17 protein-coding genes and 2 riboswitches are annotated in these 15433 nt (G+C 63.2%); of the genes, 6 read left to right on the plus strand and 11 right to left on the minus strand.

Translation table 11 applies throughout. The features are described 5' to 3' along the window. Positions 1-42: 42 nt before the first annotated feature. The 8 genes from cobW to ACLBKR_RS09165 form a co-directional block, all read right to left on the minus strand. Complete coding sequence (cobW, locus tag ACLBKR_RS09130; RefSeq protein WP_113448516.1) at positions 43-1119, minus strand: cobalamin biosynthesis protein CobW; 1077 nt, start codon at positions 1117-1119, stop codon at positions 43-45. Between the two features lie 3 nt (positions 1120-1122). Further along, the gene (gene cobU, locus ACLBKR_RS09135) at positions 1123-1644 is read right to left on the minus strand and encodes a bifunctional adenosylcobinamide kinase/adenosylcobinamide-phosphate guanylyltransferase (RefSeq protein ID WP_113448515.1); all 522 of its coding nucleotides are present in this window, start codon (positions 1642-1644) and stop codon (positions 1123-1125) included. Between the two features lie 226 nt (positions 1645-1870). Next, positions 1871-2241: riboswitch (cobalamin riboswitch) on the minus strand. Between the two features lie 81 nt (positions 2242-2322). Further along, positions 2323-2964, minus strand: coding sequence for a hypothetical protein (locus ACLBKR_RS09140; protein WP_113448514.1), 642 nt, complete (start codon positions 2962-2964; stop codon positions 2323-2325). A 65-nt stretch (positions 2965-3029) separates the two neighbouring features. After that, positions 3030-3821, minus strand: coding sequence for an ATP12 family chaperone protein (locus tag ACLBKR_RS09145; protein WP_113486950.1), 792 nt, complete (start codon positions 3819-3821; stop codon positions 3030-3032). A gap of 6 nt (positions 3822-3827) precedes the next feature. Beyond that, positions 3828-4487, minus strand: coding sequence for an HAD-IA family hydrolase (locus ACLBKR_RS09150; RefSeq protein WP_112828238.1), 660 nt, complete (start codon positions 4485-4487; stop codon positions 3828-3830). A 10-nt stretch (positions 4488-4497) separates the two neighbouring features. Continuing rightward, a complete protein-coding gene (locus ACLBKR_RS09155; RefSeq protein ID WP_113448513.1) occupies positions 4498-5496 on the minus strand; it encodes an RluA family pseudouridine synthase in 999 nt (332 codons plus the stop codon). A 109-nt stretch (positions 5497-5605) separates the two neighbouring features. Continuing rightward, entirely contained in the window at positions 5606-5983 is a 378-nt protein-coding gene (gene crcB / locus ACLBKR_RS09160) for a fluoride efflux transporter CrcB (RefSeq protein ID WP_112828236.1), read from the minus strand. A gap of 58 nt (positions 5984-6041) precedes the next feature. Then, entirely contained in the window at positions 6042-6578 is a 537-nt protein-coding gene (locus ACLBKR_RS09165; RefSeq protein ID WP_113443367.1) for a flavodoxin domain-containing protein, read from the minus strand. Between the two features lie 368 nt (positions 6579-6946). On the opposite strand from ACLBKR_RS09165, the gene ACLBKR_RS09170 reads away from it, so the two are divergent. Then, positions 6947-7177 (plus strand): hypothetical protein, encoded by a 231-nt coding sequence (locus ACLBKR_RS09170; protein WP_414901504.1) that lies wholly within the window; start codon positions 6947-6949, stop codon positions 7175-7177. An 87-nt stretch (positions 7178-7264) separates the two neighbouring features. Here the strand turns inward: ACLBKR_RS09170 and ACLBKR_RS09175 are convergent, their stop codons facing one another. Further along, complete coding sequence (locus tag ACLBKR_RS09175) at positions 7265-8275, minus strand: copper chaperone PCu(A)C (protein WP_113448512.1); 1011 nt, start codon at positions 8273-8275, stop codon at positions 7265-7267. Positions 8276-8371: 96 nt separating this feature from the next. After that, entirely contained in the window at positions 8372-8743 is a 372-nt protein-coding gene (locus ACLBKR_RS09180) for a hypothetical protein (protein ID WP_162708181.1), read from the minus strand. A gap of 167 nt (positions 8744-8910) precedes the next feature. Between ACLBKR_RS09180 and ACLBKR_RS09185 the strand changes: the two genes are divergently transcribed. The 5 genes from ACLBKR_RS09185 to ACLBKR_RS09205 all read left to right on the plus strand — a co-directional run bounded on the left by ACLBKR_RS09185 (position 8911) and on the right by ACLBKR_RS09205 (position 14433). After that, the gene (locus tag ACLBKR_RS09185; protein ID WP_112828232.1) at positions 8911-9093 is read left to right on the plus strand and encodes a DUF3008 family protein; all 183 of its coding nucleotides are present in this window, start codon (positions 8911-8913) and stop codon (positions 9091-9093) included. Positions 9094-9199: 106 nt separating this feature from the next. Further along, a riboswitch (glycine riboswitch) is annotated at positions 9200-9288 on the plus strand. 131 nt (positions 9289-9419) lie between these two features. After that, a complete protein-coding gene (gene gcvT / locus ACLBKR_RS09190) occupies positions 9420-10583 on the plus strand; it encodes a glycine cleavage system aminomethyltransferase GcvT (protein WP_113439648.1) in 1164 nt (387 codons plus the stop codon). A gap of 22 nt (positions 10584-10605) precedes the next feature. Beyond that, entirely contained in the window at positions 10606-10968 is a 363-nt protein-coding gene (gene gcvH / locus ACLBKR_RS09195; protein WP_112828230.1) for a glycine cleavage system protein GcvH, read from the plus strand. Next, entirely contained in the window at positions 10965-13829 is a 2865-nt protein-coding gene (gene gcvP / locus ACLBKR_RS09200) for an aminomethyl-transferring glycine dehydrogenase (protein WP_414901508.1), read from the plus strand. The genes gcvH and gcvP overlap by 4 nt, the downstream gene beginning before the upstream one ends. 277 nt (positions 13830-14106) lie before the next feature. Then, positions 14107-14433, plus strand: a complete 327-nt coding sequence (locus ACLBKR_RS09205; protein WP_112828228.1) for a flagellar basal body protein — start codon at positions 14107-14109, stop codon at positions 14431-14433. Positions 14434-14460: 27 nt separating this feature from the next. Here ACLBKR_RS09205 and prmB read toward each other — a convergent pair whose 3' ends face one another. Continuing rightward, the gene (gene prmB, locus ACLBKR_RS09210; RefSeq protein WP_414901510.1) at positions 14461-15390 is read right to left on the minus strand and encodes a 50S ribosomal protein L3 N(5)-glutamine methyltransferase; all 930 of its coding nucleotides are present in this window, start codon (positions 15388-15390) and stop codon (positions 14461-14463) included. Positions 15391-15433 lie beyond the last annotated feature (43 nt).

Genomic DNA, 15433 nt, shown 5'->3' on the forward strand with positions numbered 1-15433 from the left:
AGTGTTGTCCTAAAGGGAGCAGCGTCATCGGCGGCTAAGGCCTTACGAAGCCGCCTTTTCGACAGCCTCCGCCACTGCGCCGTAATCCCATTCGTGCAGGCCGATGACCACCAAACGCGTCTCGCGCGTCTCGCCGGCCGCCCAGGGACGGTCGAAATAGGTGTCCACCCGCGAGCCAACGGCCTGGATGACGAGGCGCATCGGTTTGCCGGGCACGTCGATGAAGCCCTTGAGGCGCAGCACGTCATGCGTTGCGATCACATCCTTCAGCCGCTCGACGAAACCGGCCGGATCGGCAATCGGCGGAAGCTTCATCACGAAGCTTTCGAATTCGTCGTGGTCGTGATGATGGTCGTGGGCCTCGCCGCTTTCATGCAGCGCCTCATGTTCCAGTTCGTGATGCGACTTGCGGTTCTCGATGTCGTCTTCGGTGCCGACGCCGAGACCGAGCAGGACGAGCGCCGGCACATCGCCGTTCTTCGCCTCGATCAGGGTCGGCTTGCGCGCGATCCGCTCGGCCACCTCCGCCCTCACGCGGGCCACGCCCTCGCCGTCCAGAAGGTCGGTCTTGTTGAGCACGATCAGGTCGGCGCAGGTGAGCTGATCCTCGAACAGTTCCTCGATGGGGCTGTCGTGGTCGAGGCTGTCGTCGGCCTCGCGCATGGCATCGACGCGGTCGTGATCGTCGGCGAAACGGCCGGCGGCGACCGCCGCGCTGTCGACCACCGTCACCACGCCGTCGACGGTTACCCGCGTGCGGATGTCCGGCCAGTTGAAGGCGGCGACCAGCGGCTGCGGCAGGGCAAGACCGGACGTCTCGATGACGATGTGGTCGGGTTTCACGTCGCGCTCGAGAAGCTTTTGCATGGTCGGCACGAAGTCGTCGGCGACCGTGCAGCAGATGCAGCCATTGGTGAGCTCGATGATATCGTCCTCGGTACAATTTTCCGCGCCGCAGCCCTTCAGCACCTCGCCATCGACACCGAGATCGCCGAACTCGTTGATAATCAACGCGATCTTCTTGCCGCCTGCATTCATCAGCATGTTGCGGATGATGGTGGTCTTGCCGGCGCCGAGAAAGCCGGTGATGACGGTTGCAGGGATCTTTTGCTGCAGCATGGTTCAACCCTTCATTTTCAGCGGCAGTCCGGCCGCGACGAAATAGACGTCGGTCGCCGATTGCGCGACCAGTTGGTGAAGGCGGCCGGCATGATCGCGAAACTCGCGCGCCATGCGGTTCTCGGGCACGATGCCGAGGCCGACTTCGTTGGAAACGAGGATCAGGCGGCAGGAGAGGCCGGCAACGGCGGCGGCAAGCTCCGATGAGCGTGCCGCGACATCCTCTTCCGCCATCATCAGATTGGTGACCCAGAGCGTCAGGCAATCGACCAGCACGACGCGATCCGAACCGTCGATCCGGCGCAGCAGGCCGACGATATCGACGGGTTCCTCATGGGTCGTCCAGCCGTCGCCCCGGTCGGCGCGATGCTTGGCGATCCGCTCGCGCATCTCGTCGTCATAGGCGCGGCCCGTCGCGACATAATGCCGGCCGAGGCCCGAACCCGTGGCCAGCCCCTCGGCAAAGCGCGATTTACCGGAGCGTGCGCCGCCGAGCACAAGGATAGATGATCCCCGTACCGTCATCGCTTGAGGCCGCTGCCGCAGGACGAAACCATGGGCAGGCATTCGAGCCGGCCGTCATCCCCAATGGTAAGAAATCGCAACGCACCGACCATATCCCAGGGCGCGCACCCCGGGAGCAATATGCAATGCGCCAATGCGCGGGATCTGGAGACCCCGCTTCTGGATGACGTCGCCACGACAACCTCCGTGCTGGCAACAAGGGGTATCCTCCCCTGTGAAGGTTGGGCCAATGCCCGGCACGGTTGGCAGGTCTCCTGGCTCGCGGGTCGTGGCGCTCGTTGCGCCAGCGGATATTCCTCACCTTCCCGAGGGATCGATGCTGTGCGAAAGGGGACGATTCGTAGATAATAGAGGCGTCCGCCCTGGCTGATCGCGCAGCCCCTCAGTGGCTTTTCCGGCTCCCCTTTCTTCCGGACCGGCCGCACCATGCGACCGTCATCCAGCGAAAAATGGCACCGGACGGAATACCCTCGCCGCTCTACAGTCGCGGGGTCGGCTGCGATGGACGGTCCCGGTCTGGGTCACCGTTGTCGCATTCCCTTTTGCTTTTCAATCCGCCTGCAGGCGGACATGAAAACCATCCGTAATCAATTTGATTAGGCCCGGTTCCGGGCAAAGTCAATCGCGGTCGGCGCCAGCCCGGCGCGGGCAATCGGGTGCCGGAAGGGCGCCGGCCCGTCAGGGCCGGGCCGAACCCTTGCCGAGCGTCACCGTGCCGCTGGCACCGTCTTCGGGATAAGACTTGCCGGGCGTCGCGGTCGGAGGAGCGGCCGGAGGCTCCGGCATCGCCGGCACGACAGCTTCAGGCGGATCGCTGACGAGCCTTGTCATCATCGTGCGCGGTGGGCGCACAAGCTTGCGCAGCGAGGGATTGACCAGCGAGAAGGCAAAACGGACACGGGCGGAAATTTCTTCGGCAAGGCTTTCCTCCGCCATGCCGGGCGCATCGGTCGAACCGTTGACATTGAACGTGCCCTCCGCGACGGGCTCGCCGGTCTCCAGCGAAACGGCCGTCGCCGTGAAGCGGGCATTGGGAATGCCACGACGGGCGCCGAAGCCCGTCCCGACCTCCTCGATCCGCACCAGGATCGCCACACGCTGGGCGCCGGCCGGCGGACGCGTCGCCGCGATAGCCGCTGACACGCGGCGGTCAACCCCTCTGATGACACCCAGTGGCACGCCGGCATCCGCCATGACGGTCACCTCGCGCACATAGTAGACGAGCGGCCTTGTGATCGGCCGCCCCTGGAAAATGCTGCAGGATGCAAGCGCCGCCAGAAGCAGCAGCGCAAAGCTGAACCTGAAGATCCGTGCAAGCATGTGAAACGTCCCGGCCGATGATTCCCTGTCAGCGGCAGGATTTCACTTTTATGGTTAGCGAGCGGTTAATTCGCGAGCCGCAGGGCCGCAAACAAGGCGGTTGCGGCAACCATTTCCTCGAAGCGTTTGGCGCGTCGAACCTGCGCCTCGGCGTCCACGCCCCAATGCTCGTCCGTCCAGTCCTCGTCGAGATGGGCGAGCGCCCAGATCTCGTCGCGGCCGAGCCGCCCATGGGCAAATGCGAGCGCCAGAAGCGCCGAGCCGGTCAACGTGGTGACGACATGCAGGCAGGCAAGTTCGATCGGACTTGAAAAGGCCCTCAGCGCGCCGGCATAGGCTGAGACCGCCTCGGCCGGCTGCTCCTGATGCATGATGCCTTCCGCAAGGATGAATCGCGCGCCATGAACCGAAGCCGCCCAGTCGATCACCGGGTCCCAGCGCTCCGCCTGACGCGCGACGAGTTCCTGCGGTCCGTCGGCGCGGTAGCACAGCATGTCGGTGCCGCTGAAGCGGACGATATCGGCAAAGACCTCTTCCTCCTGCCCGACGATCGCATCGATCGCCGTATTGGCAAGCCGGGTCGCCGGCATCGTCGCCGGATCGATCTCCTGCGTCTGCGCCCGCCACTCGTTCGCCACCAGTTCGGCGGCGGCCTGCGTCGGAAGGCGCAGAACGTTCCTGGCCGGCGTCTTCACCGTGCGACCATCGAGACGAACGGCAAAACCGCCCTCCTCCGGCTCCACGGAAACCGTCTCGTAGAACCGCTTGGCAAGCGGTCGCTTCATCTGGATCTGGGCGCGGCGCACCGGATCGGCATCGCTGGGTTCGGGCCCAAGGTCGCTCAGAATATCACGCATGGTCATTTATCCCTGATGGATGTAGCTCAGGATGGTCTCCGGCCGGTCGACCACCGCATCCGCGCCCGCCTGCCAGAGTTCGTCGACCGAGGCATAGCCCCAGGAGACGCCGATGGCGGTCGCGCCTGCGGCCTTCGCCATCTGCATGTCGTAGACGGCATCGCCGATGACGACCGTATCCGACGGCGCAATCCCCGTCTCGGCGCAGCATTCGCTGACCATGGCGGGGTTCGGCTTGGACGGGCAATCGTCCGCCGTGCGGGAAACGAAGAAATGAGGCGCAAAACCGTGCGTTTCAAGAACGAGATCGAGGCCGCGACGCGATTTGCCGGTGACCGCGCCGATCAGGACGTCCTCGCGCGCGACAAGCGATGCGATCAGCGGCTCGATACCGTCGAACAGCGGTTCGCGATATTCGAGATCTTTTCGGACGACGGTGAAGAGGCTCTTGTAGTGCGCCGCCATCTGAACCGCTTCGTCATCGGCATGGACCTTGCCCTGCAGGCGCGCGATCGCGATATCCAGCGTCAGTCCGATGATGCTCTTGGTCGCCTCAACCGCGGGGGCGGTCTGCGAAAACGCCTCGAAGGTACGACGCATGGTCTCGTGGATCAGGCCGACGCTATCGACCAGCGTTCCGTCACAGTCGAAAAGCACCAGTTTCATTGCGCGTCTCTCACTCGTCTTCGTCCTTGTCGCCGTCTTCCTGGTTGAAGCCGAGCAGGTTCCAGCTTTGCACCATGTGCGGCGGCAGCGGCGCCGTGACCTTCAGCCGCCCGCCGGAGGGGTGCGGAATGTCGATATGGCGGGCATGCAGGTGCAGCCGCTTCTGGACACCACCGGGAAAATCCCAGTTGGGATCGTCGATGAAGTATTTGGGGTCGCCGATGATCGGGTGGCCGATATGCAGCGCATGCACACGCAACTGGTGGGTACGTCCCGTATAGGGCTCCATTTCCAGCCAGGCGAGCCGCTGTGCGGCGGTGTCGATCACCCGGTAGAAGGAAACGGCGTGATCCGCCCCCTCTTCGCCATGCTTGGCGACCCGCATGCGGTCTCCGTCCGGCGTCGGTTCCTTGACGAGCCATGTGGAAATCTTGTCCTCATGCTTGCGCGGCACGCCCTTCACCAGCGACCAGTAGGTCTTCTTGGTGTCGCGTTCGCGGAAGGCCGCCGTCAGCTTCTGCGCCGCACCGCGGGTGCGCGCCACGACGAGAACGCCGGAGGTATCCCGGTCGAGACGGTGCACCAGGCGCGGTTTTTCGCCCTTCTTGCTGGTCCAGGCGTCGAGCATCTTGTCGATGTGCCGCGAGACGCCGGAACCTCCCTGCACCGCAAGACCCGCCGGCTTGTTCAGCACGAACACCTTGTCGTCCTCATGCAGCAACATGCGCGCCAGCAATTCGCCGTCCTCGGCATGCCTGAGATCATGCCCGGCGATCGGACCGGTCTTCGCACCCTTGGCATCGACGTCGAGCGGCGGAATGCGCACCACCTGCCCCGGCTGCACGCGGCTGTCGCTCTTCACCCGGCCACCGTCCACCCGGATCTGCCCGGAGCGCAGGAGCTTCTGCAGGGCGCCGAATCCGAGCCCGGGGAAATGCACCTTGAACCAGCGGTCGACCCGCATGCCCGCCTCGTCGGCGTCCACGGTGATGTGTTCGATGCCTGCCATTGAGTATGTCTTCCGGTGGTTCTGGCGTCTGATACGCGACTGTCGTTCTCGAAAGCGCTTTAGAGCATTTCGATTGAAGATGGAAACAGGAAAACCGGAACCGGCCCCGTTAGAGCATGGAGCGCATCAGGAACATGCCGGCAACCGTCGCCGCCAGGGAGACAACGACGCTTGCGACAAGATAGACCAGGGAACTGAGGGCAGCCCCCCGTTCGAAGAGCGACACGGCATCGAGCGCAAAGGCGGAAAAGGTGGTGAAACCGCCGAGAAAACCGGTAATCAGCAGCAGCCGGAGATCGGTGGAGGCTCCGAAGCGCGCAACGATCAGTTCCGCCAGCACCCCGATGCCGAAAGAGCCGACCACATTGACCGTCAGCGTTCCCCACGGGAAAGAGGGCCCGAGCAGCCTCAGCGCCCCGACCCCCACGAGATAACGGCAAACGGAACCGACGGCGCCACCGGCAGCCACGAGCAGGATTTGCATCATGACTGTGTCTTAGCCTCCGGCCGGCCCGGCGTCCAGTCCCCGGCCGGCGACCCGGCGCTTACGCCCTGGCGGCGGCCAGGAACTCGCCGGTAAAGGCCTGCAATGCTGCCCAGTCGGTAAACTCGTGAATCTGCCGGGTATCGGTCGGCGCGCCCTCGCGCTCGGCAAGGCGCTTCGCCATCCAACGCTTGAAGAAGTCGTATTCGGTGTAGCGCAGCGCGCCCGCCGCATGGTGCACCATGCCCGGCACCCAACCGGTCTCAGCCATCAGCGCATCCGGGAAATGCATCGCCTCCTCGCGCTCCTCCTCGAATTCGCTGCGGATGAACAGCGAGACGGAGACGAACGCGCTCGGCACGCTCTTCAGCCAGTCTTTCTCGCGTCGGACGAAATCGACGAACGGCGCCGGATACCGCCCCCCATGGATCGGGGCGCAGAGGATCGCCGCCTGCGGATGATCGACGCCGAATTCCGCGCCCGTCACCACGTTGAACAGCACGGCCCGATCGCCGCCCTTCTCGATCTGCGCGGCAATGGTCTCGGCGATCTTGCGCGACTGGCCCTCGATGCTGACGTAGCCGACCAGGATAATCATGTCTCACTCCCCTCCCTTTGAAATCCATGGCGAACCCGAGATGAGGATAGGGATGTTATCCGTCAAAATGATTACGCCAATTTTCGAATTCTGTCGAAAAATGACAGATTGCGATGCAATTGCAAGCGCCGCCTGACCGACGCGTCAAGACATCGCGCCGCCTTTCGATGTCGTCGCGGGCCCACCGTACAATAGCGATTTCTTGCATATCCGATAAAGCAGGGGCTTTAGGCGGCATTTTAATAGAAACGCCTCGTTTTATTTAAAGAAGAAACTACGAGATACGGATATTATCATCCGCTAAACGAGTTTTGGTGAACGATATGACCCAGGTTGTTACAGTTTCGGCAAATACAGCCGCATATGCAATGGAAGCAATAAAGCCGCCGCAAAGGGTTGCTCGCAGCACCTATGTCGAGGACTATGCTCGCCAGGTGGCGGAGCAGGCCGAGAATACCAATGACTTCGCCCTGCGTGCACTTGCCAATATTGCACAGCCCCCCGCACTCGCGCTGTTTTTCCTGACGGCGGGCGAGCGCCGGATCGAGCAGGCATCGCTCAAGGAGACGATCGAGGCCTATATGAGTTCGGCCGCCTGAGCGATACCGCCACCGAACAAAGGCTTTGCATGTCGAAGGCCGCGCCCGTTACGGGGACGCGGCCTTGTTTTAAGCGGACCCGCCGGCTTACTTGCCCTTGGCCGGGCCAACCGGAAGCACGATATCGACGGTTCCCGCCTTCTCGAAGGTCAGCTTGACCGGCACGCTACCGCCCTCGGCAAAGGGTTGCTTTACCTCGAAGAACATCATGTGCAGCCCGCCGGGCTTCAGTTCGACGGTCTGGCCGGCCGGAACCGGAATGCCGTCATTCAGCTGGCGCATCTTCATCACATCGTTGACCATCGCCATCTCGTGCAATTCGACGCGGCCTGCGACCGGCGATTCTGCGGAGATCAGCCGGTCATCCCCGGAACCGCCGTTCTTGATAGTGACGAACCCGCCGCCGACCGGCTGACCGGGCAGCATGGCCTTGGTGAAGGCTGCCGACAGCTCGATATCGCCGACCTTCACGACCTCCATTGTGCCGGGATTGGCGCCGGCCATGCCGGAACCGTCCATTGCGCCATGTCCCTGCATATGACCCTGCATGTCGTGGCCTGCCATGCCCGGCATGGCATCGTCGCCGGCGGCGATCTTGAGCACCGGTGCCGGACTTTTCAGCGAATGCGGGTCAACGCCGGGTCCGGCGATCTCGTCCCAGGCGACCTTGCCGTCCTTGCCGCACAGTTGAACCACCTTGAAGGGAAGCCCGCCGCCGGCCTCGACGCCGCTCACCTTGCCGCGGATCGCGAAGGTGTCATAAAACTCGTCAGGCAGTTCCCCGCCCTTCCAGCGGATTTCGAGCGGCCCGGAAGAAACCTTCTTGCCGTGATCGTCGTAGGTCTTCTGGTAGTCGCCCGTGACGACATCCAGCTGCCAGCCCGGTTTCGGCTGCGGCTTGGCAAAGACGAAACCCTCCGGCAGCTTGACCTGCACCTCGTTGGTCGCCTTACCGTCGCAACCGTGCGGGATCTGCAGTACGGCCACAACATAGGATTCCGGCTTCACCGGCTCGTTGGCAAACGTGGCATGCGCGAAGGCCCCGCCTGCATGGAGAGTTGCGAGAGCGGCAGCGCCGAGCGAAAACAGTTTTTTCATGTCTGGTCTCCTGACCGGCGCGCCCATTCATCCTTCGGGCTGAGGCCGGCTATGTGCCTGTGACGGCGTGGGGTTTGTCGTTGAAAGCGAATGCGATCAGGAGACGACAGGAGGTGCGCGCGAGCGTGGTCGCTCGACCGCCTGCTGGACGAGATGAGCGACTTCGGGCTTCTGCGCGTTGTAAAGGCTCGGAAAGCTGGAAAGCAGCCAGGCGCCGGCTTCGGGCTGCGGCAGCAGCGTCGATCCGGCCAGCACACAGGCTTCGCAATAAAGCGTCGCCGAAGGATGTTTGATCGCCGAATCGCTCAAGCAGATGTCGGCATAAGTGCCATCGGGCAGAACGAGCGCGGCGGTCTCGATGGCAGCCGCCATCACCTGCGGCGGCTTGTGGGCGAGACCAAGCGACAGGATAGCGATCGCGCACAGCATGCGCGTCAACAATGTCGCTCTCCACATCCCCTTTGTCATGGCCCTACCGCTCCTCGGCGTCCTGATTAGCCGGAATCGCCTACCAAGGCAAAACCGAAATTCCTGTGCGACAATTGGAACCCGAAACGCCCCGCTGAAGTTTGTCCTGAACCAAACATCTTTGAGAAAACGGCGAGGTTTCCCGTCGAAATGGAAGGAGAACAGCCATGCCGGCAAAATCCCAGGCCCAGCAGCGTGCAGCCGGTGCCGCTCTTGCCGCCAAGCGCGGCGAAATGCCGAAGGGCAAGCTCAAGGGCGCGTCCCGCGAAATGTTCAAGTCGATGACCGAAAAGGAGTTGGAAGACTTCGCCAGCACAAAGCACAAGAACCTTCCGGAGCACAAAGACTGACCGACGCAGCATCGGGTCATCCCCGGAACGAGTTGCGGCGCGACAAAAAATTGACTGAGAACGACACTGGCCTCTTGCCAAGCGACCCGTGTCCCCGATAATGCAGAACTACCTTGTAGGGAGAAACCGGTTCGATCCGGTGCCGAAGGAGCAACCGCCCCGGAAACTCTCAGGCCAAAGGACCACAAGGTCTCGACTGAACTCTGGAGAGAGCCCACCCGCAAGGGGGCACGCCGAAGGGATAACAATCTCAGGCAAAAGGACAGAGGGGGCTCATGAACCGGCACAACCGTGCCATGATCTGAGCCGGCGCGTCAGCGCCCAGAATGGAGGCCTTCTTGGATCCGTCCCAGCCCCACAACTTGCCCCTCAAGCGGACGCCGCTTTTCGATCTTCATGTCGAGCTTGGAGCCCGCATGGTGCCGTTCGCCGGCTATGAGATGCCGGTGCAGTATCCGGCCGGCGTTCTGAAGGAACATCTTTACACCCGCAGCCAGTGCGGCCTGTTCGACGTCTCCCACATGGGCCAGGTCCTGGTTCGCGCCAAGTCCGGACGTTACGAGGACGCGGCGCTCGCGTTGGAACGCCTGGTTCCCGTCGACATCCTCGGGCTCAAGCCGGGGCGTCAGCGCTACGGCTTCTTCACCGACGAGAAGGGCGGAATCCTCGACGACCTGATGATTACCAACCGCGGCGACCATCTGCTGGTCGTCGTCAACGCCGCCTGCAAGGATCAGGATGTGGCCCATATGCGCGCCGGTCTCGCCGACATATGCGACGTCACCCTGCTCGACGACCGGGCGCTGCTTGCGCTCCAGGGGCCCAAGGCCGAAAAGGTGATCGCCGAGCTCTGGGCGGGCATCGTCCAGATGAAGTTCATGGATGTGCGCGACCTTTCGCTCCATGACGTCGACTGCATCGTCTCGCGCTCCGGCTATTCCGGCGAGGACGGCTTCGAAATCTCCGTTCCGGCCGATAGGGCCGTGGAGATCGCCAAGGCGCTGATCGACCACCCCGAATGCGAACCGATCGGGCTTGGCGCCCGCGACAGCCTCCGGCTGGAAGCCGGTCTTTGTCTTTATGGCAACGACATCGACACCACCACGTCGCCCGTCGAGGCCGGCCTCGAATGGGCGATACAGAAGACCCGCCGCAAGGGCGGTGAGCGCGAAGGCGGCTTCCCCGGTGCCTCCCGCATTCTCGCCGAACTCGAAAACGGCACGGCCCGCCGCCGCGTCGGTCTGAAGCCGCAGGGCAAGGCCCCGGTCCGCCCGCCGTCAGATCTCTTCTCCGATTCCGAAGGCAAGAACCGCATCGGCCACGTGACCTCCGGCGGCTTCGGCCCCAGCGTCGAAAGCCCTGTTGCCATGGGCTACGTGCCGGCGGAACTCGCCGAACCGGGCGCCGAACTCTTCGCCGAGGTGCGCGGCAAGTACCTGCCTGTCACCGTCGCGGCACTTCCCTTCATCACCCCGACCTACAAACGCTGACCCCTCCCTGGAGAGAGAACCAATGCTGAAATTCACCGCAGAACACGAATGGCTGAAGATCGAGGGCGATGTAGCGACGGTGGGCATCACCCGCCATGCCGCCGAACAGCTCGGCGACCTCGTCTTCGTCGAGCTTCCCGAGGTCGGCGCAACCTTCGACAAGAACGGCGAAGCCGCCACCGTCGAGAGCGTGAAGGCTGCGTCCGAAGTCTATTGTCCGCTTGACGGCGAAGTGACCGAAATCAACCAGGCGATCGTCGACGACCCGTCGCTCGTCAACTCCGATCCGGAAGGGGCGGCCTGGTTCTTCAAGCTGAAGCTCAAGAACGTCTCGGATGCCGATGCCCTGCTTGATGAAGCCGCCTACAAAGAGCTGATCGCATGACCACGCCCGTCGAATTCCAGTTCACCGACTACCAGCCCTACGACTTCGCCAACCGTCGCCATATCGGCCCCTCGCCTGCCGAAATGACGGATATGCTGAAGCTCATCGGCTACCCTTCCCTCGATGCCTTGATCGATGCGACAGTACCCGGCTCGATCCGCCAGAAAGCGCCCCTCGTCTGGGGCGCCGCCATGACGGAACGCGAGGCGCTCGACACGCTGCGTGACATCGCCAACCGCAACAAGGTGCTGACCTCGCTCATCGGTCAGGGCTATTACGGCACGATCACACCGCCGGTCATCCAGCGCAACATCCTGGAAAACCCGGCCTGGTACACGGCCTACACGCCTTACCAGCCCGAGATTTCGCAAGGCCGTCTCGAGGCGCTGCTGAACTTCCAGACGATGATTACGGACCTCACAGGTCTCGACGTCGCCAACGCCTCCCTGCTGGACGAAGCGACCGCCGCCGCCGAGGCCATGGCGCTTTCCGAACGTACCGCCAAGTCGAAGGCCAAGGCCTTCTTCGTCGATAAGCACTGCCACCCGCAGACCATCGCCGTCATCGAGACGCGCGCAGCCCCGCTCGGCTGGCAGGTCATCGTCGGCGATCCCTTTGCCGATCTCGACCCGACCGAGGTCTTCGGTGCGATCTTCCAGTATCCCGGCACCTATGGCCATGCGCGCGACTTCTCCGGCCTGATCGCCCGCCTGCACCAGACCGGCGCAATTGCAACGCTCGCCGCCGATCCGCTGGCGCTGACGTTGCTGAAGTCCCCCGGCGAAATGGGCGCCGATATCGCCATCGGCTCGACCCAGCGCTTCGGCGTTCCGGTCGGTTATGGCGGTCCGCATGCCGCCTATATGGCCGTCAAGGATGCGATCAAGCGCTCCATGCCGGGCCGCCTCGTCGGCGTCTCCGTCGATGCCCGTGGCAACCGTGCCTACCGCCTGTCGCTGCAGACCCGCGAACAGCATATCCGCCGAGAAAAGGCGACCTCCAACATCTGCACGGCGCAGGTGCTTCTCGCCGTCATGGCCTCCATGTATGCCGTTTTCCATGGACCGGATGGCCTGAAGGCAATCGCCCAGCAGGTGCACCAAAAGGCCGTTCTGATGGCCAAGGGCCTGGAAAAGCTCGGCTACAGGATCGAGCCGGAAACCTTCTTCGACACCATCACCGTCGAGGTCGGCCACATGCAGGGCCTCATCCTGCGCGCGGCCGTCGCCGAAGGCGTCAACCTGCGCAAGGTCGGCAACACGAAGATCGGCATGTCGCTCGACGAGCGCACCCGTCCCGCAACGCTTGAAGCCGTCTGGCGGGCCTTCGGCGGCAATTTCGCGGTCGCCGACTTCACCCCGGAATACCGGTTGCCGAAGGATCTGGTCCGCGCCAGCGATTACCTGACCCACCCGATCTTCCATATGAACCGTGCCGAAAGCGAGATGACGCGCTATATCCGCCGTCTCTCCGACCGCGACCTCGCGCTCGACCGGGCAATGATCCCGCTCGGCTCCTGCACGATGAAGCTCAATGCCACGGCGGAAATGCTGCCAATCACCTGGCCGGAATTTTCCGAGATCCATCCCTTCGCACCCGCCGATCAGGCTCAGGGTTACAGGCAGATGATCGACGACCTGATCGAGAAGCTCTGTGCCGTCACCGGCTACGACGCCTTCTCGATGCAGCCGAATTCCGGCGCGCAGGGTGAATATGCGGGCCTGCTCACCATCCGCAACTATCACCTCTCGCGCGGCGACAGTCACCGGACGGTCTGCCTGATCCCGACTTCCGCCCACGGCACCAACCCCGCTTCCGCGCACATGGCCGGCATGACGGTCGTGCCGGTCAAGGCGAAGGACAACGGTGACGTCGACCTCGACGATTTCCGCGCCAGGGCCGAGCAATATGCCGACACGCTGTCGTGCTGCATGATTACCTACCCCTCGACCCATGGCGTATTCGAGGAGACGGTGCGGGAGATCTGCGAGATCACCCACAGGCACGGCGGCCAGGTCTATCTCGACGGCGCCAACATGAACGCCATGGTCGGCCTTGCCCGTCCCGGCGACATCGGCTCCGACGTCAGCCACCTCAACCTGCACAAGACCTTCTGCATCCCGCATGGCGGCGGCGGTCCGGGCATGGGGCCGATCGGCGTCAAGGCGCATCTGGCGGCTTTCCTGCCGGGTCACGTCGAGACCGACGGCCGCCCGGGTGCGGTGTCGGCGGCACCCTATGGCTCGCCCTCGATCCTGCCGATCTCCTGGTCCTACTGCCTGATGATGGGCGGCGAAGGCCTGACGCAGGCGACCAAGGTCGCGATCCTCAACGCCAACTACATCGCCGCACGGCTGAAGGGCGCCTATGAAGTGCTCTACAAGTCCGAGGCCGGCCGCGTGGCGCATGAGTGCATCGTCGACACCCGCCCGCTTGCGGCCTCAGCCGGCGTCACCGTCGACGACATCGCCAAGCGGCTGATCGACTGCGGCTTCCACGCCCCGACCATGAGCTGGCCGGTCGCCGGAACCCTGATGATCGAACCGACGGAAAGCGAGACCAAGGCTGAGATCGATCGCTTCTGCGACGCCATGCTGGCGATCCGCGAGGAGGCCCGCGCCATCGAGGAAGGCCGGATGGACAAGGACGACAACCCGCTGAAGAATGCCCCCCACACGGTGGAGGACCTCGTCGGCGAATGGAACCGGCCCTACAGCCGGGAACAGGCCTGCTTCCCGCCCGGCGCCTTCCGCGTGGACAAGTACTGGTCGCCGGTCAACCGCGTCGACAACGTCTACGGCGACCGCAACCTCGTCTGCACCTGCCCGCCGATGAGCGAATACGCGGAAGCGGCCGAATAAGCGAAAATCGTCCAGGAGGGCGCGGTTCCTGCCGCGCCCTTCGACGTCTCAAAACGTCATTCCTGTGCTCGTCACAGGAATCCAGCCAGCCCAAGTCCCTGGGCTGAAGGAACTCGCAAACCACTGGACGCCGATCGGGTGATGACGGAGCAAGACCCGTCCCGTTTCGATACACGCGCCAGCCATTCCGAGCGGATCGCTAACCCTGCCCCTTCAACCTTTGCTAAACCGCGCCTTGTAGAACCATCCCATCCGAATTTTCGAGGATGGACGAGCAATGGGCATTTCGGCAGTTCTGAATATCGCAGCCTCAGGCCTGCAGGCGAATACCAGGCGCCTTGCCGCCACTGCCAACAATGTCGCAAATGCCGCGACCCCCGGCTACAATCGCCTCGAAACCAGCCTCACCAGCCAGCCTTATGGCGGCGTATCGGCAAGCGTCTCCCCATCGAACAGCACGACCTTCGACGACGCCTCCAATGTCGATCTAGGCTCCGAACTCATCGACATGAAGACCGCCGAAATCGGCTACAAGGCCAACGCCGCCGTCTTCGAAACCGGCGCCGACCTCTGGGATGTGTTGATGAGCATCAAGAAGGATTGAGGTTCGCGTCGCCCCTTCTCTCGGGCCTTAGACCAACCCCTCGACACCCAGCGCTTCCGCCGTGATCCAGAACACCGCATCCTGGGACTCGGCCGTTTCCAGCCAGACGAATTCCAGATGCGGGAATTCCTCCTCGAGGATTTCGCGGCCCGAGCCGATCTCGCAGATCATTCCGCCGCCCGGATTGAGGTGGTCGGCGGCCTCGTTGAGAATTCTCCTGACGAGCTCGAGACCGTCCTCCCCACCGTCATGGGCCATCGCCGGTTCGGCGAGGAACTCCGCCGGATAGCCCTCCATCGCGGCATGATCCACATAGGGCGGATTGGTGATGATGAGGTCGTACTTGCGTCCTACAAGCGGCTCGAACAGATCGCCCTCGAACAGGCTTACCTGATCCTCGACCTCATGTTCCCTGAGATTAAGCTTGGCGACATCAAGCGCATCGGCCGAAAGATCAACCGCGTCGACTGCCGCATTCGGCAGGAATTTGGCGGCGAGGACCGCAAGGCAACCCGAACCGGTGCAGATATCGACGGCGCTTTCCACCGCCATCGGATCGGGCAAAAAGGACGAGCCCTGCGGATTGAGGTATTCGGAAAACAGGATCTGCCCGATATGCGAGCGCGGCACGATCACCCGTTCGTCCACATGGAACCGCACGCCCTGGATATAGGCGCGACCGGTGAGATAGGACGAGGGCTTTCGGGTCGTGACGCGCGCCTCGATCCTGTCTGCAAGAAGCCGCCGTTCCGAAGGCAGAAGTCGAGAATCGAGGAACGGATCGAGCGCATCGATCGGTAGATCTAACGAATCGAGCAACAGGAAGGCCGCGTCGTCGCCCGCGGTCGTCGTGCCGTGACCGTAGCTCAGGTTCGCCGCATTGAAGCGGGAAATCGCATAACGCCAGTAGTCGCGCAGCGTTACGAGTTCACCGGTAATGTCGTCCAGCTTCGCCATTCTCTTCACTCCAAACTTGCCCATCTCGCGAATTGCCGGTTGC

This window comes from Paenirhizobium cremeum (genome assembly GCF_047553425.1).
GTDB lineage: Bacteria > Pseudomonadota > Alphaproteobacteria > Rhizobiales > Rhizobiaceae > Allorhizobium > Allorhizobium cremeum.

Bases quoted from the DNA above. Each gene is read 5' to 3' on its own strand.
- ACLBKR_RS09205 (WP_112828228.1), top strand. From the start codon at position 14,107: ATGGGCATTTCGGCAGTTCTGAATATCGCAGCCTCAGGCCTGCAGGCG.
- gcvP (WP_414901508.1), top strand. From the start codon at position 10,965: ATGACCACGCCCGTCGAATTCCAGTTCACCGACTACCAGCCCTACGAC.
- cobW (WP_113448516.1), bottom strand. From the start codon at position 1,119: ATGCTGCAGCAAAAGATCCCTGCAACCGTCATCACCGGCTTTCTCGGC.
- gcvT (WP_113439648.1), top strand. From the start codon at position 9,420: ATGGAGGCCTTCTTGGATCCGTCCCAGCCCCACAACTTGCCCCTCAAG.
- prmB (WP_414901510.1), bottom strand. From the start codon at position 15,390: ATGGCGAAGCTGGACGACATTACCGGTGAACTCGTAACGCTGCGCGAC.
- ACLBKR_RS09185 (WP_112828232.1), top strand. From the start codon at position 8,911: ATGCCGGCAAAATCCCAGGCCCAGCAGCGTGCAGCCGGTGCCGCTCTT.
- ACLBKR_RS09165 (WP_113443367.1), bottom strand. From the start codon at position 6,578: ATGATTATCCTGGTCGGCTACGTCAGCATCGAGGGCCAGTCGCGCAAG.
- ACLBKR_RS09170 (WP_414901504.1), top strand. From the start codon at position 6,947: ATGGAAGCAATAAAGCCGCCGCAAAGGGTTGCTCGCAGCACCTATGTC.
- crcB (WP_112828236.1), bottom strand. From the start codon at position 5,983: ATGATGCAAATCCTGCTCGTGGCTGCCGGTGGCGCCGTCGGTTCCGTT.
- ACLBKR_RS09155 (WP_113448513.1), bottom strand. From the start codon at position 5,496: ATGGCAGGCATCGAACACATCACCGTGGACGCCGACGAGGCGGGCATG.
- ACLBKR_RS09145 (WP_113486950.1), bottom strand. From the start codon at position 3,821: ATGCGTGATATTCTGAGCGACCTTGGGCCCGAACCCAGCGATGCCGAT.
- ACLBKR_RS09180 (WP_162708181.1), bottom strand. From the start codon at position 8,743: ATGACAAAGGGGATGTGGAGAGCGACATTGTTGACGCGCATGCTGTGC.
- ACLBKR_RS09140 (WP_113448514.1), bottom strand. From the start codon at position 2,964: ATGCTTGCACGGATCTTCAGGTTCAGCTTTGCGCTGCTGCTTCTGGCG.
- ACLBKR_RS09150 (WP_112828238.1), bottom strand. From the start codon at position 4,487: ATGAAACTGGTGCTTTTCGACTGTGACGGAACGCTGGTCGATAGCGTC.
- gcvH (WP_112828230.1), top strand. From the start codon at position 10,606: ATGCTGAAATTCACCGCAGAACACGAATGGCTGAAGATCGAGGGCGAT.
- cobU (WP_113448515.1), bottom strand. From the start codon at position 1,644: ATGACGGTACGGGGATCATCTATCCTTGTGCTCGGCGGCGCACGCTCC.
- ACLBKR_RS09175 (WP_113448512.1), bottom strand. From the start codon at position 8,275: ATGAAAAAACTGTTTTCGCTCGGCGCTGCCGCTCTCGCAACTCTCCAT.